The organism is Paraburkholderia bryophila, assembly GCF_013409255.1.
GTDB lineage: Bacteria > Pseudomonadota > Gammaproteobacteria > Burkholderiales > Burkholderiaceae > Paraburkholderia.
The window spans coordinates 489,925-510,433 of sequence record NZ_JACCAS010000002.1; the positions used below are offsets into that span (position 1 = coordinate 489,925).

The following is a 20,509-nucleotide window of genomic DNA, read 5'->3' on the forward strand; positions in this document are numbered from 1 at the left end:
CACGCTACCCTCACCGCGTGCCCACCTTATGCTGGCTTATCGGCATATCGGAGCGTCTTTCGAGCACGGCCGGCGCCGTTTCCCGCATGGACAGCGCGCACAGGCTGGAGATAATGCCGAGCAGCGAGAACATGACAGCCGGCCCCATCCAGCCCACCACGCCATATAGTCCGGTGGCGACAAACGGCAGCAAACCCGCCACGACCGACGCCCCGTTGTAACCCAGCGAAATCCCCGACGACCGCACATTCGCCGGAAACTGCTCGGAGAACCAGCTCGATTCGACCGCGAAGATCGGATCGTGGCTGAACAGCAGCGACAGCGTGACCGCCGTAATAACCATGATGGCCGCACCGGTGTTGATCAGCATGAACATCGGCATGCCGAACACGATGGTGAACAACGCACCGAACAGGAACAGCGGACGCCGCCCTAACCGATCGCTCAGCATGCCGTAAAACAGATGGCTGCCGAGACCGAGCGCCGAGCCGATCATCGTCCCCCACAGCACATTTTCTTTGGCGGACACATGCGCGAGGATCACGTACGACAGCATGAAACTGGTCGTGATGTAATAGCCGCCCGTTTCCGCGAGACGCAAGCCGATGATCTTCAGGATCATGCGCCAGTCACTGCGAATCACCTGCAACGCGGGCTGCTTGATGATCGTGTCGCTGGCCTTGATCGCCTCGAATGCGGGCGACTCCTTCACGCTCAAACGGATAAAGAGGCCAATCGCCACCATCACGAACGACACCAGAAACGGCGCGCGCCAGACCCAGTTGCCTTCGAACATCGTCGACGAAAGAAGAAACGCGCCGTTGGCCAACAGCAGGCCCAACGGAATTCCCACCTGCGGCACCGCGCCGAAAAATCCGCGACGTTTGGCCGGCGCATGCTCGCACGCCATCAGGACCGCACCGCCCCATTCCGCGCCGAAACCGATGCCCTGCACCATGCGCAGCAGAATCAGCAGCACGGGCGCCAGCACACCGACCTGGTCGTAGGTAGGCAGCGCGCCGATCAGCACGGTCGCGGCGCCCATGGCGAGTAGCGACCAGAACAGCACCGTCTTGCGTCCCAGACGATCGCCATAGTGCCCCGCCAGATACCCGCCGAACGGCCGCATCAAAAAGCCGACCGCCAGCGTGGCGAACGCCGCCATAATGCCGACGATCGGCTCGTTCGTATGAAAGAATATCTTGCCGAACCAGCCGGCGGCGGCGGTGCCGTAGATGAAGAAGTCATAGCTCTCCACCGCCGAGCCGATCATCGAGGCAAAGGACACCTTGATCGGATTGTCCTTGGCAGGAAGTGTCGCGGATGAGGTACTCATGGCTTGTGTCTCCGAATCGTTTTAGTAGGTGAATATCGCGCTGAGGCCCGAGGTTCAGGCCGCACGTCAACGCCAGGTTTCGATGACCCGGCTGTCGTCGTGCAATCCCAATCCCGCATCGGCGGCCTGCTGATAGCGCTCGTGCGCGATTTTCAGCAGCGGCACATCGGCGCCGCATTGCGCGGCGGCCGCATTCACCAGACCACTGTCTTTAACGAAAATATTGATCGCGCTGGTGACTTCGACGTCGGTGCCGGCCACCATGCGCGGGCCGCGATCCGACAGCATCCACGAGCCCGCCGCGCCTTTTTCGATCAGCTTCAGCACGGCGGCCGGATCGAGTCCGAGCGCGCCGGCGAGATTCAGCGCTTCGGCGGCGGCCACGATATGCACCGAACACAGATGCTGATTCACCACCTTGATGCTTTGCCCGTCGCCGAGTTGCTGGCCCGTGACATGCACGCTGCCCATGGCGTCCAGCACCGGCAACACGCTGTCCACATCCTGCTGCTCGCCGGCCGCGAAGATCACGAGCATGCCGGTTTTTGCGCGCGCGACGCCGCCTGTAACCGGCGCATCGACCACGCGCGCGCCGGCCTCGCGCAATCGCGCGCCCTGCTCGCGGACGCTCGCCGGACCGACCGTGGACATGATCACCCACGTCTGCCCCTTTACCGCGCCGACGGCCTCATCGACCAGCGTCGACAGATGCTCCGGCGTGGCGACCATCACGACGACGACCTCCGCCGCCGGCGCCGCGCCGAAACTCGCGACCGCCTCGATCCCGCTCATCTGCGCGTTTTCACGCGCGCGGCCGAACACATCCACGCCGGTCACCGCATGCCCCGCCTGCTGGATGCGTAGCGCCATCGGCAAGCCGATCGCGCCGACTCCCACAAAGGTCACGTTCATCGTGGTCTCCTCACGCCAACCATTGTTTGATGCTGCCCACCAGCGACGACGTCGAGATGCCGTAGCGGTCGTGCAGCGTGGGCAACGCGCCCGCCGCGAGAAACTGATCCGGCAGCGCGATCTGCCGGAATTCCGGCTGCACGCGCGCGCGCATCAGCGCCGTGGCGACGGCTTCCCCGAGTCCGCCGACACAACTGTGATTCTCCGCGACGATCACGAGACGCCCCGAGCGCCGGCACGCTTCGACGATGGTCTCCTCGTCGAGCGGTTTGATGGTGGGCACGTGCAGCACCGCGACATCGGCGGCGCCGTCACCAAGCACTTGCGCGGCTTCGAGCGCGCGCATCGTCATGATCCCCGACGAGATGATCAGCACGTCGCGGCCGTCGCGCAGCAACTTCGCTTTGCCGAGTTCGAACTGGTAGTCGTATTCGTCGAGCACCAGCGGCACCTTGCCGCGCAGCAGACGCATATACACCGGGCCATCATGCGCGGCGATCGCGGCGACCGCCTGTTCGGTATCGAGCGCATCGCACGGATCGACGATCGTCAGCCCCGGAATGCCGCGCATCAGCGCGATGTCTTCGGTGGCCTGGTGGCTCGGACCGTAGCCTGTAGTCAGGCCCGGCAGCGCGGCGCAGATCTTCACGTTGAGGTTTTCTTCGGCGATCACCTGGTGGATGAAGTCGTACGCGCGGCGCGTGGCGAACACCGCGTAAGTGGTCGCGAACGGAATGAAGCCCTCCTTCGCCATGCCGCCGGCGGCGCCCATCAGCAACTGTTCGGCCATGCCCATCTGGAAATGGCGCTGCGGGTATTCGTTGGCGAAGATGTGCAGATCGGTGTACTTCGACAGATCCGCCGTCATGCCGACGATATTCGGCCGCTTCGCCGCTTCCGCCACGAGCGCGTGCCCGAACGGCGCGGCCATGGTGCGCTGGCCTTCCGTCGCGATCGACGCGATCATCGCCGACGTGGTCAGGCGAGGTTTGTTGATGACGGTGCTCATGCTCGGTCTCCCGCGGGTTGCGCTGCATCGAGCACGGCGATGGCTTGCTGCCATTCCTCCGGGTCGACGCGAATGAAGTGGTTTTTCTCGCGCTGTTCGAGAAACGGCACGCCCTTGCCCATCAGCGTATCGAACAGGATCACGCGCGGCACCGGCTCGCTGACGTCGCGCGCCTGATCGAATGCGGCAATCACGGCGGCGAGATCGTTACCGTCGACGCGTTGTACATGCCAGCCGAAGGCACGCCATTTGTCCGCCAGCGGCTCGAAACCGAGAATGCGCTGCGACGGGCCGTCCGCCTGCTGCTGGTTGACGTCGACCAGCGTGATCAGATTGCCGAGCTGGTGATGCGCCGCGGACATCGCAGCTTCCCATGTGGCGCCTTCATCGAGCTCGCCGTCGGACATCGAATTGAAGACCCACGCCGGGTTGCCTTTCTGCCGCAGCCCGAGCGCCATGCCCACCGCGATGCTCAAGCCCTGGCCCAGCGAGCCGCCCGAGATTTCCATGCCGGGGGTGTAGGTCGCCATGCCGGACATCGGCAGGCGGCTGTCGTCGGAACCGTAGGTTTCCAACTCCGCCTCGGCAATCACGCCCGCTTCGATCAGCGCCGCGTACAGCGCGATCGCGTAGTGCCCATGCGACAGCAGAAAGCGATCCCGGCCCTCCCACTCGGGTTCGTCGGGACGCAGGTTCATCGCGTGGCAGAACGCCACGGCGAGCACGTCGGCGAGGCCCAACGCTTGGCCGATATAGCCCTGGCCCTGGACTTCGCCCATGCGCAACGCGAAGCGGCGGATCCGGTACGCGTGGCGCGCGAGGTCGGCGTGGGAGTGAGCGTCAGATTCGGCGGGTGTGGCGGCGCTCTGCTGCCGTGTTTCGGTGATGGTTGTCATGTCTCCGTCCTGAATGTCTTCGGAATGCGCTGCCCGGCGTGGCGGACTGGTCGGCTGACTCGCTGGCAATAGATGCTTTTCATTCATCAGTTGCAAATCAGTTCGACGCAGAGCCAGCGTATCATTGGAAAAAACACCCTGACAAAAGAAACGATTGCACCTATTCATGAACGGAATTCATGCATGAAGCCGATCCGCAAGTTACCGTTGCCGTTCCTGCGCGTGTTCGAGGCGGCCGGCCGCACTGCGTCGTTCGCGACGGCGGCGCAGGAACTGGATCTGTCGCCGAGCGCGGTCAGCCATTCCATTCGTAAGCTGGAAGAAACCGTGGATTTGCGCCTGTTCCAGCGCAGCACACGCGAGGTGACGCTGACCCGCGAAGGCGCGATCCTGCTCGAACACGTGCAGCGCGGCATGGAAGAGATGCGCCGCGGACTCGCGCTCGTCACGACCGACGAACCGAGTCCGCTGCGCCTGCACACCGCCCCAAGTTTCGCCACGCAATGGCTGTTGCCGAGACTCGCGGGCTTCGTCAAAGAAAATCCGCGGATCGACCTGCGCTTTTCCGCGAGCACGGACTACGCGCGTTTCGAGGACGACGACTTCGACCTCGATATCGTGTACGGCGAGCCCAAGCCGTCGCCGTATGAAAAGATTCCGCTCGCGCTCGAGAAACTGACGCCGCTTTGCGCGCCGGAACTCGCGCGAAAGATTCAACGCCCGGAGGATCTGTACGAACACACGCTCATTCAGTGCGACGTTCAGATGTTTCAATGGAAAGGATGGTTCGAGGCCAACCAGCTGACGCCGCCGAATCAATACGGATTGCGCTTCGATCGCAGTTCGATGGCGATTGCCGCGGCCGTCGGCGGACTCGGTGTGGTGCTCGAATCCACACTGCTGGCCGAGCGCGAATTGAATCAGGGGACGCTGATGTCTCCGTTGATCGGCACTACGCGGGAAGTGCCGTACGTAGGTCACTATCTGGTCTACCCGAAACGGCTTCATCATCACCAGGCGTTCGACACGTTCAGGAGCTGGTTGCTGAAGGAGTTGGGGATCGAGAACTTACCTGGCTCTTTAATCTAAACCGGCTTGCTAGATGGCCCATGAAATGAAAAGTAAGTTGGGCTGCATTCCGACAATGCATCGAGCATTAAATTAGCTGGCACACTATCCAGACACCGATGCTCATTTAATGAGGCATTCGACGTACTTGCTTTAGATTCAAGACTGCTTTATCGTAATCCGTATCGCGTCGACAAGAAGCAAAATAAACGGCACTCCGGCTGCACCGCAGCAACGGCAAAGACACTACACGAATCGATCAACGCACAGGCCAGCGTTATGTGCAGGGCCAGGTTCTTCGTCAACGAAGAGTCCTGCGAGGTTGTCATCCATCACTAGTCGAGCTCTTCTGAAAGCCGTCAACCTATGCAAAGCAGCTATAACCTGGGGCTAGTCGCCTTTTCGCTTGTCGTCGCGACACTGGCGTCCTATACGGCACTCGATCTCGCCGACCGCATTTCCTTACTCGCTTACTCCCGTTCCCGGCATATGTGGCTAGCCGGCGGCGCATTGGCCATGGGAATCGGCATCTGGTCGATGCACTTTATCGGCATGCTCTCGTTTTCCCTGAGTATCCCAATTGGCTATGATTTTGCGGTGACCTGCTACTCGCTCGCCATCGCCATTCTCGTTTCGTGGTTTGCGTTGCATGTCGTCACGCTCGATCGTTTGAAGATGTCGGGCTTGATTGCCGGTGGCACGCTAATGGGATTCGGCATCTCCGGCATGCACTACCTCGGCATGGCCGCGATGAAAATGACCCCGGCTATTCAGTACGAGCCCGCCATCTTCGCCGCATCGATTCTGATTGCGATCGCCGCCTCCACGGCGGCGCTCTGGCTGGCCAATACATTGCGCGGCGCGGGACCTAACCGGTTGATGCGCAAACGTATCGGCGCGGCTTGCGTGATGGGGATTGCGATTGCGGGCATGCATTACACCGGTATGGCCGCGGCGGATTTTCCGGTTGGGTCGATTTGCGGTGCGGCGGGTGGCGTCAAGCCTCAGTGGCTGGCGCTCGCGATCATTCCGTTGTCGATCGCGATTCTTATCGTGACGTTGCTGCTTAGCCGGCTCGATGCGAGAGCGACGTTTCTGTCGAACTCGATTACGCGGTTGAATGAGCAGATCGATCGGATCCAGGGGCCGGCACGGTAGGCCGCTTCAATCTCTACGCGACCCTCATTGCGGTTGCCGCGCGTAGTAGATATCCCATTCGTCCTCCGCCTCTTTGACGAACCCATGCCGCTGATAAAAGCGGTTTGAGTCGCTATCGCGGAGCGCGCCCAGCTTGACTTCAATGGAACGCGCGTCCGCATCGGCGAGGATCGTCTGCATCACCGTTGAGCCGATGCCCTTTCCCTGGTGCTCAGGCATGACATAGAAATGCTCGAGCTTCAGATAGTCCTTTTCGGGCCGCGTTAAAACGAAGCCCACCGACACGCCGTCGATCACAATGAACTTGCACAGATCCGGTTCAAACGATGCGAGGAAACGGTCGCGTGCGCGCTGCGGGTCGAAGCGGCCAATCCGCTCCAGACTTTCTCTCATCGCGGCGATGCGCATTTGAACCAGCGCGTCGGCGTCGCTGTGAGTCGTAGTCGCGAACGTCAAGTTCATTGTCATGGCTCTAAAAATTGCGTTATTCGTGGGTCTACAAATCATGGCACGATTTTCTTATCGTGTGAGCCTTCCCGATTAAACGCACGGAGTTCCGCCATGACCGCCCCCGAAGCCGCGCCGCCATCCGAGCGCACCCGCATTCGCCGCCTCGCGCAACGTGGACATTACGACCGCGCTACACTCCACGCGGTCATCGACGCCGCGTACGTGTGCCACGTCGCCTTCACCGACGACCACGGCGTGCACTGCATCCCCACTGCGTGCTGGCGCGACGGCGACCATCTGTACATTCACGGCTCCAACGGCAGCCGCATGCTGAAGCTGGTCGCCAGTCGCGCGCAGGTTTGCGTGACGATCACGCACCTCGACGGCCTGGTGCTGGCGCGCTCGGCGTTCAACCATTCGATGAACTATCGCTCGGCGGTTATCTACGGCGAATTCGACGTGGTAGCGGACGCGCTCAAGTCCGCGGCGCTCGATACGTTGATGGAGCACATCGCGCCGGGTCGTTCACGCGAGGCTCGTCCAGGCGACGCCAACGAACTGGCCGCTACGACTATCCTGCGTATTCCGCTCGACGAAGCCGCGTGCAAGATCAGCAGCGGCGGCCCCGAAGATGACGAAGCCGATCTGAATCTGCCGGTTTGGGCCGGCGTGCTGCCGCTGGTGCTGCAACCGCAAATGCCCGTGGTCGTCGCCGCGCCGCGTGGCACGCCCGACTATGTGGAACGTTGGCAGAACGCTACGGTTCACCGCACGGCCGTTGACGCGCTGACGTCGACAACGTCCTGAGCGACGTGCGCGCTCGGTCACTCTGCGTGCTTCTGCTGGTTCAGTTCTTTGGACTGATCCGGCGAAGGCGCGGAGATCTGCTCGGTGCGTCGCTTCAACGCCTCGTTCATCTCGCGCATGCTGTCGACGGTGTCTTTCAAAACACCGGGAGTCAGGCGCCCAACGAGAACACCGGTGAATGTTTCGCCTTGAATAAAGCGTGTTCTGTTGCCCACCGGCTCAAGAACGAACCAATGCTCGCCGTCGAAGAGGCCAGGAAGCCAGACGTACCCCTTCCACCGCAACTCACGCTCCGGCCGAACGACAAGAATTCGCGGATGAAACACCATGGCGTCCGGCCCGGCTCCTTCGGCAAATTCAATTACGTTGCCTTCGTGAAGTTGTCCATCCAGCCGCGAAATCTCGGGATTCCACGCTGGGTAGTCGGCGGTTGCGGTGAGAACTTGCCAGACCGCTTGCGGCGAACTGTCGATCAACACGTCGGTTTCTATCGCGCCGTTCCGGTGCAGCGCGAATAACGCCAAGGCAACCAGAACAATGAGGCAAAGCGAACCGACGATAAAGCGTTTCAGCAGACTCAAGATTGATTCCTCGACAGTTCCTCGTCACCCCGCTCCCAGCACAAACCCCATGATCGGCTGCAAAAAAACATGGGTGCTAACGTGCGCGGTTTCCGCAGTGACAAAACCATATCGCCAGTAGAGAAAGCCCCACAGAACGCCCGCCAGAATGAACCGCACGACCACATACAGCAAAAAACCCAGTGTCAGGTTTGGCGGATAAAACGGCGCCTCGTTGATCAGCATCGGCACAGCCTGGGCAAGAATAATGGCGAACCAGTAAGCGGCATTCGGCAAACGCCCTTGCGAATCCCGCCAGACAAGTCCAAGAACTCATACCACCGTGGACATGAAAAACAGGCGGTAGAAGATGTTCTCATTGAACGCGCGCAGCATGAAGTAAGTCAGGCGCGCAGGCAGCGTAGACCCGGAAAAATAGGCGACGTAACTCGAAGGCAACAAGCGCCGGAACACGACAAGATCGACGAACGCAACATAGAGCGCGACGAGCAGGCCAATGCCAAAAGCGACTGCAAAAGGGTGACGAAGACCGTGAGCCGCCAGTTGAAGGCCACTACGCCGAGCACAATAAATCCCAACTACGCCGAGGGCAAGAAACAACGCGACGCGGGCCCACGGCATGCCGGCGGTAACGGCATCGAAAACCCTATCGAGCCCAGCCCGCGAAGCGATCAGCGCACCGACGCCCAGAAGCACGCCGGCCGGCAGCCAGTTCGAACGACGTGAGCGTTCGGGGAATGTCGACATACTCATGGGCTTTCGGAAACCATGCAACACCTCGATAACGGTGAACCCTATTCGCCGCGAAATCCGCTAGGCCTGTTTGACTCGAACGTATTGAAACATTGAAACGCCTGCGTCACCAAGCTCAAGTTCCAGTCGACGTGTACTTGCGCACACCCCATTGCCAGGCCGCAAAACATACGGCCAGAAATACGAATCCCACCGCCGGCGCCAACGGCAGGAACCAGTTCGGCGCACCCAGCGGATCGGGTTTATCAAGAATCGCCAGCACGGGGAAATAGGCAATGCACGCAATCGGCACAACGAAGATCAGAAAATTGCGAAACCACCCGGCATAGAGGCTCAGCGGAAATTGCGCGGCTTGCACGCCGCCATAGGTCACGACGTTGACCACCTCCAGGCTTTCGACTGTCCAGAACGCCAGCGTCGCTTGCAAGACCATCAGGCCGAAAAACAGCGCCGCGCCGCCGGCAATCGTCCAAAGCGCCAGGCCGACCGCCGCCCCGCTCCAGTGAAAATCGAGCGAGCGCGTCGCCACCCCCAGCACCACGAGCCCCTGAATCAGGCGGCCGATCACCCGCAGCCGGAAGTCATGCCCGATGAGTTGCAGCGTTGCCGTGCGTGGACGCAGCAACACGCGGTCGAAGTCGCCCGTCCGCACAAACTCGCTGCCGAACACGTCGAAGCCGCGGCTGATGAAATCGGCGATCGAGAAGCTGATGCTGACCATGCCGAAGAACATACAGATATCGCCGAAACGCCAGCCCTGCACGTCGCCGAATCGATCGAACAGCGCCCAGATTCCGCCGAGTTCGATGACGGTCGTCAGGAATGCGCCAGCGCCCAGCAACAGACTGGAAGCCGGATATTGAAGCTGCGCGCGGATCGACGTGGCGAAGTAGCGTCGCAAAAGATAAAGCGCGTTCATCGCCTCAACCTCCTTGCACTTCGAGCCGGGCCATCACGCCGCCGATTCCCTTGCGACCCACCGCGACGAAGACCAACGTCCAGAAAGCCTGCAAGGCCAGTCCGCCCCACGCAGCGGCGCCGTTAAGCGTGCCGATGTAGATCCGCGTAGGAATATCGAGCATCCCGGCGAATGGCTGCGCGATCAGAAACGGCTGCGCCCAGTCGGGAAACAAACCCAGCGGCAGCAGATTGCCGGAGAACAGGATGACGAAAGCCGGCGCCAGCGTGTTGATTCCGCGATCGGTCAGCGTCGCTGTGATGCAAAGGTTGAGCAGCATGGTGAAGGCTGCGCCCAGCAGGATCATCAGCAACAGCGAGATCGCGAACAACCCCGCCTGCACGGCATCCGCCGGCGCGCGCCATGACCACTCGCCCAAGCCGATCAGCGGCAGCACGACGGCGGCCGCCACGAACATCAGCGCGGCTCGGGGCAATGCCCGCGCGCTCATCCACGCCACGGCACGGATGAACCACCAGACGTAGGTATCGACCGGCCGCAGACGGTCGTAGCTCACCGCACCGGTACGCACGGCCGCCGCAACGTCCGGATCGCCGCCCCACGGTTGCAGCGTCAGCAGCGCCTGTCCGAGCCAGGTGTAGGTCACCACTTGCGCCAGGGTCATCGGCGCGTGAGCCTGCATCGAGTGGTGATAGAACGCCGTATAGACCATGACCTTCAGCCCGCCCCACCAGCACTGCGTGGTAAATCCAGCCAGCGCCGCAGCGCGGTACTGCAGCATGGTCTTGAAGCGCGCGACGAAAGCGGCGACGTAGGGACGAAGAGCGTTCATCGGATCAGGCTTCGGCTGCGCCGTGCAAACGGTAGAAATGGGCGATGACCTCCTCGATCGCCGGCTGCTCGACGCGAATGTCCTCGACCGCATGGTCGGCCGCGATGCGCGCGATCAGCGCCGGCGCGCCGACGACACGAGGATCGAAGGCGAGCTCCGCCGTGCGGCCTTCGCGCCGCAGCGTCTGCGCACCGTCGATGCTCAGCTCGGGCGCGTCGCCGACGAAATCGACCAGGAGCCGGCGATCGGCCAGCACGCCGGTGCGCAACGCGTCGAACGGCTGGTCGGCCAGTACCCGGCCATGACCAATGACGATCACGCGCTGCGCGAGCGCCTCGATGTCGTGCATGTCGTGAGTGGTCAGCAACACGGTGACGCCGCGCTCGCGGTTCAACGTCTTGACGAATTCGCGCACCGCCAGTTTCGAAGGTGCGTCGAGTCCGATCGTCGGCTCGTCGAGGAAAAGGATCGGCGGCGCATGCAGCAATGCGGCGGCGATTTCAGCGCGCATTCGCTGGCCCAGCGAGAGCTGGCGCACCGGCTGATCGAGCAGGCGCTCGAGGCGCAGCAACGCGACGAGTTCGTCACGCGTACGCCGGTAGGCTGCGGGTTCCACACGATAGATGTCGCGCAGCAGATCGAAGCCGTCGATCACCGGCAAGTCCCACCATAGCTGACTGCGTTGGCCGAACACCGCCCCAATGCGCGCGACGTGAGCGATACGGTTGTCGAAAGGCACGCGGCCTTCGATCACGACCTTGCCGGCCGTGGGTCGCAGAATACCGGACAGAATCTTGATGGTCGTCGATTTGCCCGCGCCGTTAGGGCCGATAAACCCCAGCAGTTCGCCGCGTTGCAGACTGAAGCTGACATCCGTGAGTGCTTCTACTTCGCGCCAGCGTCGGCGAAATATGCTGAGCATGCCGGGCTGGCGTTCCGCGATGCGGTAGGTTTTGGCGAGGCCTTCAACTACGATCTGGGACATGCGATCCTCGCTGATTGATTGCGTTGTCGATTTATTGCGTTGCCCAGTCAATGCACGGCCGAGTCATTGACTACTAGCTGTAACGCCCCCGCCGCACCCCCGCTCCACGCCTCGCCAGAACTCGTCCGCCTCCTTGCCCAGCGACGTGCCGCTGCCGCCCACCTTCGCCGTCGCGTTGGCCGCAGTCTGCACCATTACCAACTTCCGCTGCGGGTCGACGAAGATCATTTGCCCATAGACACCCAGCATCGCGAAGCGTCGCTGCTCACCGGGAAACAGCCAGAACTGGTAGCCGTAGCCATAGTACGGTGCGGCATTATGCGGCCGGAACGCTTCAGGTACACGATGCCAGTCGGTGGCGTTGAGCAGATAGTCGAGCGGAATGATCTGCCGGTGTTGCGGGTCGTCCGGCCGCACGCCGTCGTTGGCCAGCACCACGGCCAGACGCGCGTAATCGGCGAGCGTGGCATTGAAGCCGGCGCTCGCACGTTCCTGCCCAAATCTGTCGGCCCGCCACAGCGCCGAGGTTGCCGCACCAATCGGCTGCCACAAGCGCGACGTGAGGTAGTCGCTCAAGCTCATGCCGGTCGCCCCATGCAACACCAGCCCGAGCATATCGGTCTGCGGACTCGCGTAAGAAAACCGCGTGCCCTGCGGCGCGGCACGCTTCGTTACGGTTCGTGCGGCGGCCTCTTGACCGTCGCGAGTGGCGACTTTGCCGTAGTGGGCCGCGTCGTCGGCGCCGTTATAGATTTCCGTGAATTTCGCGCCCGAGGCCATACGCAGCAGGTTGCGGATCGTGGTTGCTCCATACAGCGTGCCCGCCAGCCCGGGCGCGTAGACGTCGGCGCGTTCGTCGAGCGAATGAATCTTGCCTTCTCGCAGCGCAATGCCGATACCTAGCGACGTGATCGACTTGACCATCGAGTTGGACAGAAACCGGTCGCCGGGACCCCGATCGTACTGATAGCGCTCAACCTGAATCACGCCATCTTTCACGATCATCAAACCCATGATGCGTTGCCGAGACAGATAGTCGTCGACGTTCAGATTCCGGGCGTCGACGCTATCCCAGCAGATGGCCGGCTCATGCGCGGCTTTGGGCAACACCATAGGTTCGCCGGCGGGTGGAAGGCGATGAGCCTCGCCGCCGAATATATTGGGAATCTCGCCTTGATGGCTGAATGAGCCGACGCGCACCGTTTCGTCATAGAACCAGTTTTCGGCATTGCCTACCGGGTATCCCAACGCTTTGCCGAGCTTGTCCTCGTCGGGAGCGGCGATCGCCGGGCCTGCGCTTGCCAGCAGAAACGAACTGAGTACAAGAAATTTGCCAATGACCATAAGTCGCGAGAGACGGTTCAGGTCCATCGCATTCTAGAGAACTGAACGCGCATTTTGATTAAACGAAATTCAGCTTTACAACTTTGCTACGCGCGGCCAGCCACACTTCCGCCAGCCTGTATGATGGCGGCTCCGCGCCGGACCGCATACCCAGGCGGCTCGCTTGGCTCGCGACCAGCACCGCGACCACCGCCACCGCCACCGCGCGCCAACGCATTTCATTCACCATGACCAGGAGGAAGACCGCCATGACGGCCGCCACGCAATTCGATCAAGTTTCCGTTATCAAACGAGCCAACGTCTACTTCGACGGCAAGTGTGTCTCGCATACCGTTCTGTTCGCCGACGGCACGCGCAAAACGCTCGGCGTGATTCTGCCGGGCACGCTGAACTTCGGCACCGACGCGCCGGAACTCATGGAAGTGCAAGCGGGCCAATGCCGCATCCGTCTCGAGGGCAGCGACACGTGGCAGACGTATAGCGCGGGCGAATCGTTCTCGGTGCCGGGCAAGAGCCTCTTCGATATCGACGTGGTCGACACGCTCGACTACGTTTGCAGCTATCTGTAAATGAAATGGCGACGACGCGCGGACATAGACCGCCCGTCGTCGCCCGCGAATGGCCACCCGCATCTCGGTGAAAGCGATTGACGTCGGCGACTTCGCAGCCGGACAATTACCCCCCCTTGCGGTCGTTTTACGACGGCGGCAAGACGGTGTTTTGCGTGCCTCCACATGGAGATTCGTATGAGCTATCACCTGGAAGGGCGTCTACTCGAGGTGTGCAATTGCAAAGTCCTCTGCCCCTGCTGGATCGGCGAGGACCCCGACAACGAAACCTGCGACACCATCGTCGCATGGCACATCGACCAAGGAACGGTTGAAGGCGTGGATGTCGGCGGCAACACCATCGCGGCCGTCGCGCATGTCCCCGGCAATATCCTGCAAGGCAACTGGACCGCCGCGATCTTTATCGGCGATCAGGCGTCGCCGGAGCAGGAAGCCGCGCTGTTGAAGGTCTACACCGGCCAGGCCGGTGGCCCGGTCGCCGACCTGGCCAAACTGATCGGCCAGGTGGTATCCGTGGAGCGCGCGCCGATCCGCTTTACCGTGGTCGCGGGCAAAGGCGAACTCGAGATCGGCACGAACTACTACGCGGAACTCGAGCCCTACTCGGGGGCAACCGGCAACCAAACTACCCTCTCCGACACCGTGTTTTCCACCGTGCCGGGCGCGCCGGTATTCGTAGGCAAGGCGCCCACCTATCGATCGAAAAACGCGGCGCTCGGCATCGACCTCAATATCAAGAACCATAACGCGCTGCAGAGTACCTTCGTCTTCGACGCATGAACGCGCCGGCAAGCCGGGCACCGCCCGGCTCCTCGCGCCATAGTCATGTGTTCGTGCCGCTAATGGCTGCGTTGATCGCGCTCGCCTGGGTGACGTTGTGGGCGTGGGCGCGCAGTCCGTATGGACGCTATCTCGACCACGGCGACTGGACCGCCTCGGGGCCGGCGGCGTTTCTATGCCGCACCGTGCCCGCGGGCAATGTGGTGTTGCCCGCACTGCTCTATGCCGTCGCATGGATTCTGATGACGGCAGCCATGATGCTGCCGAGCACCTTGCCGCTCTTCAATGCATTCGACCGCCTGACCGCGCAACGTCCCGATCATGCACGCCTCCTCATGCTGCTCGGCCTCGGCTATATGACGGTGTGGGGTGCTTTCGGACTCGTGGCGCACCTACTTCATAGCGCCGTGTTCGCGCTGTTTGCCCACGTGCCCGCGCTCGCGTGGCATGGCCGGATGATCGGCGTCGCGATCGTCGGCTTGGCCGGCGCATTCCAGTTCAGCAAGCTCAAACATCGTTGCATGGACAAGTGCCGCACGCCGCTGAGTTTCGTTATCGAACACTGGCATGGCCACGCGCAGGCCCGTCAGGCGTTCGCGCTCGGTGCGCACCACGGGCTGTTCTGCGTCGGTTGCTGCTGGGCGCTGATGCTGTTGATGTTCGCGCTCGGCACCGGCAGCCTCGGCTGGATGCTTCTGCTGGCCGCCGTAATGGCGATCGAAAAGAACGTGCGCTGGGGCAGGCGTCTAAGCGCGCCGTTCGGTGTGGCGCTGTTGTCGTGGGCAGCCGTCACGGCGGTGACGCTTGCCTGAAGCGCGAGGCTCCGCTGGCGTTGCGAGACCCTGCGCGCCACCCGTGTTGCACGACGCGCACGACAGCTTCAGCGATTGCGCGACTGCCTCATTCCGTGGCTGCGACGCCTGACTCCACTGCCTTCGCGCGCGGCGTCGTCGCTAGCCGCTTTGTGCACCACTGCACAAACATCGCCAGCAACGCGGCCTCCATAAACGCGACCAGCGGATGCTGATAAGGCAACGCAAACGACAGCAGCAAACAGAACGCGGCAAACGAAAACCGGCCGAGCACCATGCCGCGCAGCAGCGCAATGACGAAGTCCGGACCATGCGCCCGATGCGACGACACCGACAGCACGATACCGAGCAGCGGAAACACCGCGAGCAAACCGCTCCACGCGGCGCCCACCCGTCCCGACAATGACGTGACCAGCAGCGTCAACACCGCGCCGGCCACCATCCGGCCGATCAGGTCGGTGCGCGACAGCGGCGCGCCGGCCGCGACCGCCGAACTGCGCGGCAGGAACGACTGGCCGAAACACACCGCGGCGAGCGCCACGATCGCGGCCCATCGCGGCGACACAGGCAACCGGGACAGACCGCACGCGGCCACGAACCACGCGATCAATCCGGTCGCCAGCGCAAGCGGCCAGGAGCGCGTGCGGCAGGTCCATGCGTAGGCGAAATTGAAGGCTTCCGAAGCGAGGATCGCGGACAGCGATAGCGTCGCGGCACGCGCGCCGAATGCGGGTCCGTGCGCGAGCACCAGCAGATACAGAATCGGCCCAGCGACCACCGGCAGGCCAGCCAACCAGCCGGCGATGGACGGCCCCCACCACTTGCCCGACATCGAAACGATTAGCAGAAACAACGGGACGAGCGTGAGTTTGAGCGCGAGCATGCCGGAATCGAGCGGATGTAAAGTGGGATCATACCGTGCGCTTCCGCCCGGTCCCTTCCGCAGCCGGCTCCTTGACCGTCAGTCAGCCAACCGGTGGCACAGGACGCGCATCGTGCCGCCGCAACGTGCGATACAGCATCCACGTAGCGGCCGAGCCCATGCCGATCGTCATCGACCACGCGACGCCCGTCACGCCCCAGTAGTGCGTCATGGGCGGCACGATGGCGATCAGCAGCACCATCTGAATCAGCGACGCGTGCGTGACCGCCTTCGCATCGCCGACCGCGCGCAAGTACGCGACGAACACCGCGATCAACGCGCCGATCGCCATGTTGATGACGAAAATCTTGAAGAGCGGCACGGCCGACATCCACGCGGGCCCGAGAATAAACGCGAACAGCGGTTCGGCGATCATCCGCAGCAGCACGACCAGGATCGCGAGGCCACCGGCCACGATCATCAGATACAACCTGACGCGCCGCGCCGCGATGCGCGCATCGTGCCGGTGTTGCGCGGAAAACGTCGGAAACAGGTATTGGCCCATCGCGAACGCGGCGTCGGTCAACAGCATCTGCGCGAGCTTCGACGACATCTGATACGCGCCGAGTTGCGCCGGCCCGAGCAGTTTGCCGACAATCACCTTGTCGAACTGGTTAAGCAGCAGGTTCACCACGCTGCCCGCCCAGATCCAGCGGCTGAAGTCGATGTAATGGCCAATACCCGCCCACGCGAGGCGGATCGGCGGCCGCGGCCGCATCGTGATCCAGGTGAGCAGGCTTTTCAGCGTATCGCCGACGATCATCCCGATCAGCAGCGAAAAAGCACCCGCGCCACTGAGCGCAAGCGCGAGTCCGGTGCAGCAATCGAGGAACGCGGCGGCCGTCTCGATCCCCGCAAGCTGCTGAAAACCGCGATTACGTTGCACGACGAAATAAGCCGGCGAAGCGAGGCCGCGAATCAGCGGCAACGCTGCCGCGAGTTGCAGCAGCGCGAGCGCATTGCCGAGGTGAAACTGACGATTCATGACCGGAGCGAGCGCAACCAGCAGCAACGCGACCACGATGCCGCGTGTCGTCAGCGTGGTCCAGACCGCGCCGAGTTCCTGATGCGTGGGCGTGTCGCGTCCCTGGATCACCGCCTGCGCCAGCCCGGTATCGGACAGCGATTCCGCGATCGCCACCGCGAGCAGCGCAATGCTGACGCTGCCTATCGCCGACGGCCCGAGAATGCGCCCCAGCGCAAGAAACTTCACCGCCACGAGACCGCGTACGACGACCTGCTGCAACAACACCCAGGTGGGCGCACTCGGCCCAAGGCCTCCTCGCACTGAGAAAGCCGCAACCCTGATCGATCTCACTGTCTCCCCTCCCTGGTCGCTTGCTCCCCGGATGGCGTCTTGTTTTGGCGATCAGGGCGGATGCGGCGTCGACCGAATTTGCGTCATCTTTGCGCAACGCACTGTGCGGCACTGAACGTGGCGTGACAAAAATATGGCCGGGGCAAGTCAGGAAGGCTTTGCTTAGGAACGGAAAGCAAACGGAAACGGCAGTGGCAAGCCCGCACTTCCATGATCGATGCCAGGACCTCAGGGTATTTCCCTGGCGATAGCCGAAGGGCTGGCGCGGCGTCGTAAATCTTCGGTCGTCGCGCCGTCGCCGTCAGGCCGCCAACCTGGTGGTTTCAACAGATAGCCGCAGACTTCGCCCAGCGAGCGCGCGGTCTTCAGGTCACGCCACAGCGCCCGCCAGTGATCGAACTCGATCGTCAGCAAGTTGTAGGTTGTGACCGGTTGCACGAGTCCGTAGCGGCAAGGCGTGTCGCGCCGCTCCGCGATGTAGGTGCCGAAAAGCCGGTCGAACACAATCAGCACACCGCCGTAGTTGCCGTCCAGGTACTCGAGATTCGACGCGTGATGCACGCGATGCGCGGAAGGCGTGTTCAGTACCCACTCCAGGGGCCCGAGGCGAGGAATCCAGGTAGCGTGGATCCAGAACTGGTACAGCAGGTTGAGCGACAGAAAGGTCCGCACGACGCGCGGCGGCATGCCGAGCAGCGGCGCGAGCAGGAAGAACAGTTGCGAACCGGCGAGGCGCCCAGCCCATCCGAAACGATAGGCCGCCGACAGCGTCAGTTGATTCGGCGAATGATGCACCGCATGGTTGCACCAGAACCAGCGCGTGCGATGCGCCGCACGATGAAACCAGTAGTAGCAGAACTCCTGACCGATGAAGCAGGCGACCCAGCCGCTCCAATGGTTCATAGGCACGGTCCAGAGCCGGTGATGCCAGACCCAGTTCATTGCATCGCCATAGAAGGCCAGCGGCAGCAACCAGCGCAGCGGGTATTCGCGAACCAGGAAGTCGGTCACCGACACCGCCGCCGCGCGCCAGTCGTAACCGTGCCGGCCGCGCCGAACGGTGAGCACCACGGCCTCGGCCAGCGACGCCACGAGCACCGTCGCAACACTGTATTTGAGGATCGTCAGCAACACATCCATGCGCGAACACTCCGTATCGGCATGCGGGCTAGCGTAGATCGGCAAGCCTCGTATCGCAAGCGCAAAGTCATTCGCCGAACGCCTGCAATGCGAACTCGACAAAACTGCGCAGCTTCGGCGAGCGATGATCCGCGAAGTAAACCAGATGCATGGGACGACTCGGCAATTCGTAAGCGTCGAGAACTTGCACGAGACGCCCGGCGGCGACATCCGCTTGCAGCAGCACGGCGGGCTGCATGACGATCCCCACGCCCTGCAACGCGGCCACGCGAAGCGCCTGGCCATGGTTGACGCGCAGACGGCCGGTGACCGCGACATGGCTCGTGCCCTCGGCGCCGCTCAGCCGCCACGGTGCGCCGGATGATGAACTGAACGCGAGGCATTCATGCCCGGCCAGATCGTCGGGATGCTGTGGCGTTCCCCGCGCGGCGAGATACCCGGGCGACGCGCAGATCATCATCCGGTACGGCGCTAAAGGACGCGCGACCAACCCCGTATCCGCAATCGCGCCGATCCGGATCGCAGCGTCGAAACCATGCTCCAGCAGATCGACGGTGTGATCGCTCAGCGATAACTCGACCTCGACTTGCGGATACTGCGCGAGGTAATCGCCGAGCGCGGGCGCCAGCGCTTCACTGCCGAACGACACGGGCGCCGTCACACGCAGTGTGCCGCTCGGCACGGCCTGACGGTTTTCCGCATGGGTGTCCGCGGCGGCGACGAGGCGAAGAATCTCCTGGCAGCGCACGTAATAGCTTTCGCCGAATTCCGTAAGGCTCTGACGCCGTGTCGTGCGATTGAGCAGCTTCATGCCGGTGCGTTTTTCCAGCGCGCGCAGATGGTTGCCGGCCATCGTCGACGACATGCCGCAGTCCGCGGCGGCCGCGCTGAGGCTTCCCGCATCGACCGCGCGAACGAACACCCGCATGCTATCCAGAAGATCCATTTGACACTCTCGGTTGCAACAGAATCAAGGGTTTCGCAGATTATCTCCGTTTTCTTTTAAATCATACTGCGGCTTCCGCGTCGACGAAGGCACTCCGCCTCGCGCGCCATTTATGGAGCCTCCGCATGACGACTCATTCGCCCGCCCTTTTCCCGCAGCGCTTCGCCGGCCGGACCGTGCTGATCACGGGTGCTGGAACCGGCATGGGCAAGGCCGCCGCGCTGCGTTTCGGCCGCGAAGGCGCCAATGTCGTGCTAGCCGGCCGACGCGCGGCCGAACTCGACGCCGTGGCCGCAACCATCGAGAACGACGGCGGCCGGGCGCTCGCGATTCCAACCGACGTCACCGACGCCGATGCGGTACGCCGTCTGGTCGAACGCAGCGTCGCCACGTTCGGCACGCTGCATATGGCCTGGAACAATGCGGGGATGCTGGGCGCCTTGCAACCCATCGTCGACATGGAGCCGGAGGACTTCGATACGGTCATGGCGACCAACTTTCGCGGCGCGGCGCTGTGCGTGAAGTACGAGTTGCGGGCAATGCTGGCGGCGGGTGTGGCCGGCGCGATCGTCAACACGTCGTCGTGGACGGCGCAGGGCGCGATGCCAGGCACGTCGGCTTACGCGGCGAGCAAGGGGGCGCTCGATGCGATGATGCGAGCCGTCGCAATGGAGGTGGGCTCGCGCAATATTCGCGTCAATAACGTGAGCCCGGGCGTGATCGCGACGCCCATGTCGGAAGCGGCGCTGGGGGACGAACGCGCGATGCGGCCGTTTCTATCGCACACGCCGTTGGGGCGTATCGGTCAGCCGGAAGATATCGCCGACGTGGTGCTCTGGCTGCTCTCGGACAACGCTCGCTTCGTCACCGGACAAAGCTTGCTGGTGGATGGTGGATTCACGCTGGGCGGTCTGCGGCCATGGCTCAATGAGCTTGTGGCCGAACACGCGTGAAGAACGAGCGGCCTGCAGC

23 protein-coding genes and 1 pseudogene are annotated in these 20,509 nt (G+C 62.7%); 7 read left to right on the forward strand and 17 right to left on the reverse strand.

Annotated elements, in window-relative coordinates:
* Window positions 1–10: 10 nt before the first annotated feature.
* From GGD40_RS23495 to GGD40_RS23510, 4 genes are all read right to left on the reverse strand, one after another.
* The gene (locus tag GGD40_RS23495) at window positions 11–1,336 is read right to left on the reverse strand and encodes an MFS transporter (protein WP_179745263.1); all 1,326 of its coding nucleotides are present in this window, start codon (window positions 1,334–1,336) and stop codon (window positions 11–13) included.
* A 66-nt stretch (window positions 1,337–1,402) separates the two neighbouring features.
* On the reverse strand, window positions 1,403–2,356 hold the full coding sequence (locus tag GGD40_RS37400; protein WP_373565417.1) for an NAD(P)-dependent oxidoreductase: 954 nt from the start codon (window positions 2,354–2,356) through the stop codon (window positions 1,403–1,405).
* Complete coding sequence (locus tag GGD40_RS23505; RefSeq protein ID WP_035558507.1) at window positions 2,259–3,257, reverse strand: transketolase family protein; 999 nt, start codon at window positions 3,255–3,257, stop codon at window positions 2,259–2,261. Before GGD40_RS23505 ends, GGD40_RS37400 begins: the two co-directional genes overlap by 98 nt.
* Complete coding sequence (locus GGD40_RS23510; RefSeq protein WP_179745265.1) at window positions 3,254–4,153, reverse strand: transketolase; 900 nt, start codon at window positions 4,151–4,153, stop codon at window positions 3,254–3,256. The genes GGD40_RS23505 and GGD40_RS23510 overlap by 4 nt, the downstream gene beginning before the upstream one ends.
* A gap of 183 nt (window positions 4,154–4,336) precedes the next feature.
* Here GGD40_RS23510 and GGD40_RS23515 point away from each other — a divergent pair, with 183 nt between their 5' ends.
* Together GGD40_RS23515 and GGD40_RS23520 are read left to right on the forward strand one after the other, a co-directional pair.
* Window positions 4,337–5,242, forward strand: coding sequence for a LysR substrate-binding domain-containing protein (locus tag GGD40_RS23515; protein ID WP_179712596.1), 906 nt, complete (start codon window positions 4,337–4,339; stop codon window positions 5,240–5,242).
* Between the two features lie 345 nt (window positions 5,243–5,587).
* Window positions 5,588–6,361: pseudogene (locus GGD40_RS23520) on the forward strand (MHYT domain-containing protein); the annotation flags it as partial.
* Between the two features lie 42 nt (window positions 6,362–6,403).
* Here the strand turns inward: GGD40_RS23520 and GGD40_RS23525 are convergent.
* On the reverse strand, window positions 6,404–6,841 hold the full coding sequence (locus GGD40_RS23525; RefSeq protein ID WP_179745267.1) for a GNAT family N-acetyltransferase: 438 nt from the start codon (window positions 6,839–6,841) through the stop codon (window positions 6,404–6,406).
* Between the two features lie 99 nt (window positions 6,842–6,940).
* Here GGD40_RS23525 and GGD40_RS23530 point away from each other — a divergent pair, with 99 nt between their 5' ends.
* A complete protein-coding gene (locus GGD40_RS23530; RefSeq protein ID WP_179745268.1) occupies window positions 6,941–7,636 on the forward strand; it encodes a pyridoxamine 5'-phosphate oxidase family protein in 696 nt (231 codons plus the stop codon).
* A 17-nt stretch (window positions 7,637–7,653) separates the two neighbouring features.
* Here the strand turns inward: GGD40_RS23530 and GGD40_RS23535 are convergent, their stop codons facing one another.
* From GGD40_RS23535 to GGD40_RS23570, 8 genes are all read right to left on the reverse strand, one after another.
* Window positions 7,654–8,217 (reverse strand): SRPBCC domain-containing protein, encoded by a 564-nt coding sequence (locus GGD40_RS23535; RefSeq protein WP_179745269.1) that lies wholly within the window; start codon window positions 8,215–8,217, stop codon window positions 7,654–7,656.
* A 24-nt stretch (window positions 8,218–8,241) separates the two neighbouring features.
* Window positions 8,242–8,493: a hypothetical protein gene (locus tag GGD40_RS23540; protein WP_179745270.1), complete on the reverse strand. Its 252-nt coding sequence runs from the start codon at window positions 8,491–8,493 to the stop codon at window positions 8,242–8,244.
* A 36-nt stretch (window positions 8,494–8,529) separates the two neighbouring features.
* Window positions 8,530–8,970: a hypothetical protein gene (locus GGD40_RS23545; protein WP_179745271.1), complete on the reverse strand. Its 441-nt coding sequence runs from the start codon at window positions 8,968–8,970 to the stop codon at window positions 8,530–8,532.
* 115 nt (window positions 8,971–9,085) lie between these two features.
* Window positions 9,086–9,889, reverse strand: a complete 804-nt coding sequence (locus tag GGD40_RS23550; RefSeq protein WP_179745272.1) for an ABC transporter permease — start codon at window positions 9,887–9,889, stop codon at window positions 9,086–9,088.
* A 4-nt stretch (window positions 9,890–9,893) separates the two neighbouring features.
* A complete protein-coding gene (locus GGD40_RS23555) occupies window positions 9,894–10,721 on the reverse strand; it encodes an ABC transporter permease (RefSeq protein ID WP_179745273.1) in 828 nt (275 codons plus the stop codon).
* 4 nt (window positions 10,722–10,725) lie between these two features.
* On the reverse strand, window positions 10,726–11,706 hold the full coding sequence (locus GGD40_RS23560; RefSeq protein ID WP_179745274.1) for an ABC transporter ATP-binding protein: 981 nt from the start codon (window positions 11,704–11,706) through the stop codon (window positions 10,726–10,728).
* Window positions 11,707–11,769: 63 nt separating this feature from the next.
* Entirely contained in the window at window positions 11,770–13,050 is a 1,281-nt protein-coding gene (locus tag GGD40_RS23565) for a serine hydrolase domain-containing protein (RefSeq protein ID WP_179745275.1), read from the reverse strand.
* Window positions 13,051–13,108: 58 nt separating this feature from the next.
* Complete coding sequence (locus GGD40_RS23570) at window positions 13,109–13,300, reverse strand: hypothetical protein (protein ID WP_179745276.1); 192 nt, start codon at window positions 13,298–13,300, stop codon at window positions 13,109–13,111.
* On the opposite strand from GGD40_RS23570, the gene ppnP reads away from it, so the two are divergent.
* The 3 genes from ppnP (at window position 13,299) to GGD40_RS23585 (ending at window position 15,211) form a co-directional block, all read left to right on the forward strand.
* Window positions 13,299–13,619 (forward strand): pyrimidine/purine nucleoside phosphorylase, encoded by a 321-nt coding sequence (gene ppnP, locus GGD40_RS23575; RefSeq protein WP_179745277.1) that lies wholly within the window; start codon window positions 13,299–13,301, stop codon window positions 13,617–13,619. The two genes, GGD40_RS23570 and ppnP, sit on opposite strands and share 2 nt — an antisense overlap.
* A gap of 177 nt (window positions 13,620–13,796) precedes the next feature.
* Window positions 13,797–14,399, forward strand: a complete 603-nt coding sequence (locus GGD40_RS23580) for a DUF1326 domain-containing protein (RefSeq protein WP_179745278.1) — start codon at window positions 13,797–13,799, stop codon at window positions 14,397–14,399.
* Window positions 14,396–15,211 carry a DUF2182 domain-containing protein gene (locus tag GGD40_RS23585; RefSeq protein ID WP_179745279.1) on the forward strand — a complete coding sequence of 272 codons (816 nt, stop codon included), beginning with the start codon at window positions 14,396–14,398 and terminating at the stop codon, window positions 15,209–15,211. Before GGD40_RS23580 ends, GGD40_RS23585 begins: the two co-directional genes overlap by 4 nt.
* An 88-nt stretch (window positions 15,212–15,299) precedes the next feature.
* On the opposite strand, the gene GGD40_RS23590 is transcribed toward GGD40_RS23585, so the two are convergent.
* The 4 genes from GGD40_RS23590 to GGD40_RS23605 all read right to left on the reverse strand — a co-directional run bounded on the left by GGD40_RS23590 (window position 15,300) and on the right by GGD40_RS23605 (window position 19,537).
* The gene (locus GGD40_RS23590) at window positions 15,300–16,094 is read right to left on the reverse strand and encodes a hypothetical protein (RefSeq protein ID WP_179745280.1); all 795 of its coding nucleotides are present in this window, start codon (window positions 16,092–16,094) and stop codon (window positions 15,300–15,302) included.
* An 82-nt stretch (window positions 16,095–16,176) separates the two neighbouring features.
* Window positions 16,177–17,451 carry an oligosaccharide flippase family protein gene (locus GGD40_RS23595; protein WP_179712572.1) on the reverse strand — a complete coding sequence of 425 codons (1,275 nt, stop codon included), beginning with the start codon at window positions 17,449–17,451 and terminating at the stop codon, window positions 16,177–16,179.
* Between the two features lie 228 nt (window positions 17,452–17,679).
* Window positions 17,680–18,591 carry a sterol desaturase family protein gene (locus tag GGD40_RS23600; RefSeq protein ID WP_179745281.1) on the reverse strand — a complete coding sequence of 304 codons (912 nt, stop codon included), beginning with the start codon at window positions 18,589–18,591 and terminating at the stop codon, window positions 17,680–17,682.
* A gap of 67 nt (window positions 18,592–18,658) precedes the next feature.
* A complete protein-coding gene (locus GGD40_RS23605) occupies window positions 18,659–19,537 on the reverse strand; it encodes a LysR family transcriptional regulator (protein ID WP_179712568.1) in 879 nt (292 codons plus the stop codon).
* Between the two features lie 125 nt (window positions 19,538–19,662).
* Between GGD40_RS23605 and GGD40_RS23610 the strand changes: the two genes are divergently transcribed.
* Window positions 19,663–20,490: an SDR family NAD(P)-dependent oxidoreductase gene (locus tag GGD40_RS23610; RefSeq protein WP_179745282.1), complete on the forward strand. Its 828-nt coding sequence runs from the start codon at window positions 19,663–19,665 to the stop codon at window positions 20,488–20,490.
* The last annotated feature ends 19 nt before the right edge of the window (window positions 20,491–20,509 follow it).

What these genes read in the sequence shown, in the direction of transcription:
- GGD40_RS23495 (WP_179745263.1), bottom strand. Translation starts at nt 1,336, where the DNA reads ATGAGTACCTCATCCGCGACACTTCCTGCCAAGGACAATCCGATCAAG.
- GGD40_RS23505 (WP_035558507.1), bottom strand. Translation starts at nt 3,257, where the DNA reads ATGAGCACCGTCATCAACAAACCTCGCCTGACCACGTCGGCGATGATC.
- GGD40_RS23510 (WP_179745265.1), bottom strand. Translation starts at nt 4,153, where the DNA reads ATGACAACCATCACCGAAACACGGCAGCAGAGCGCCGCCACACCCGCC.
- GGD40_RS23515 (WP_179712596.1), top strand. Translation starts at nt 4,337, where the DNA reads ATGAAGCCGATCCGCAAGTTACCGTTGCCGTTCCTGCGCGTGTTCGAG.
- GGD40_RS23525 (WP_179745267.1), bottom strand. Translation starts at nt 6,841, where the DNA reads ATGAACTTGACGTTCGCGACTACGACTCACAGCGACGCCGACGCGCTG.
- GGD40_RS23530 (WP_179745268.1), top strand. Translation starts at nt 6,941, where the DNA reads ATGACCGCCCCCGAAGCCGCGCCGCCATCCGAGCGCACCCGCATTCGC.
- GGD40_RS23545 (WP_179745271.1), bottom strand. Translation starts at nt 8,970, where the DNA reads ATGAGTATGTCGACATTCCCCGAACGCTCACGTCGTTCGAACTGGCTG.
- GGD40_RS23550 (WP_179745272.1), bottom strand. Translation starts at nt 9,889, where the DNA reads ATGAACGCGCTTTATCTTTTGCGACGCTACTTCGCCACGTCGATCCGC.
- GGD40_RS23555 (WP_179745273.1), bottom strand. Translation starts at nt 10,721, where the DNA reads ATGAACGCTCTTCGTCCCTACGTCGCCGCTTTCGTCGCGCGCTTCAAG.
- GGD40_RS23560 (WP_179745274.1), bottom strand. Translation starts at nt 11,706, where the DNA reads ATGTCCCAGATCGTAGTTGAAGGCCTCGCCAAAACCTACCGCATCGCG.
- GGD40_RS23565 (WP_179745275.1), bottom strand. Translation starts at nt 13,050, where the DNA reads ATGGTCATTGGCAAATTTCTTGTACTCAGTTCGTTTCTGCTGGCAAGC.
- ppnP (WP_179745277.1), top strand. Translation starts at nt 13,299, where the DNA reads ATGACGGCCGCCACGCAATTCGATCAAGTTTCCGTTATCAAACGAGCC.
- GGD40_RS23570 (WP_179745276.1), bottom strand. Translation starts at nt 13,300, where the DNA reads ATGGCGGTCTTCCTCCTGGTCATGGTGAATGAAATGCGTTGGCGCGCG.
- GGD40_RS23580 (WP_179745278.1), top strand. Translation starts at nt 13,797, where the DNA reads ATGAGCTATCACCTGGAAGGGCGTCTACTCGAGGTGTGCAATTGCAAA.
- GGD40_RS23585 (WP_179745279.1), top strand. Translation starts at nt 14,396, where the DNA reads ATGAACGCGCCGGCAAGCCGGGCACCGCCCGGCTCCTCGCGCCATAGT.
- GGD40_RS23590 (WP_179745280.1), bottom strand. Translation starts at nt 16,094, where the DNA reads ATGCTCGCGCTCAAACTCACGCTCGTCCCGTTGTTTCTGCTAATCGTT.
- GGD40_RS23600 (WP_179745281.1), bottom strand. Translation starts at nt 18,591, where the DNA reads ATGGATGTGTTGCTGACGATCCTCAAATACAGTGTTGCGACGGTGCTC.
- GGD40_RS23605 (WP_179712568.1), bottom strand. Translation starts at nt 19,537, where the DNA reads ATGGATCTTCTGGATAGCATGCGGGTGTTCGTTCGCGCGGTCGATGCG.
- GGD40_RS23610 (WP_179745282.1), top strand. Translation starts at nt 19,663, where the DNA reads ATGACGACTCATTCGCCCGCCCTTTTCCCGCAGCGCTTCGCCGGCCGG.